Source organism: Parabacteroides sp. AM08-6 (assembly GCF_003473295.1).
In the GTDB taxonomy this organism is placed as follows: domain Bacteria; phylum Bacteroidota; class Bacteroidia; order Bacteroidales; family Tannerellaceae; genus Parabacteroides.
In genome coordinates this window covers 289-602 of record NZ_QRMP01000093.1, presented here as the reverse complement: position 1 = coordinate 602, position 314 = coordinate 289, and the positions used below count along the sequence as shown (strand labels likewise).

At 41.4% G+C, this 314-nt stretch carries 1 protein-coding gene; it reads left to right on the top strand.

The annotated features are described in order from the left end of the window. A partial coding sequence (locus DW103_RS18345) for a hypothetical protein (protein ID WP_199653067.1) occupies positions 1 to 314 on the top strand: 314 nt, incomplete at both ends.

Sequence of the window (314 nt, the reverse complement as noted above, 5' to 3'; positions counted from 1 at the left end):
GTCTTGGACAAAATAAACAGTGCCGACATGACCGGGAAATCAGTTGTCAGGATTGGCAATGTCTCCGGGATAACATCAAAATACAAAGGGAATTTAGGCCAGGCAGGTATTTATCATGGCATTTATATCAAGGGGGGCATATTCGACGAATGCGATATATATCTTCCTAACGGTGACACCGTTTATCAATCCTTCCAGGTATTAAACGGAAAACTCGAAAGTGAAATATCTTCCGTCCGGGATGCAATTAACGACAATGGTAATAACATCTTGGCTAATCCCACATGGGATGGAAATTTAGACAAATGGACCTA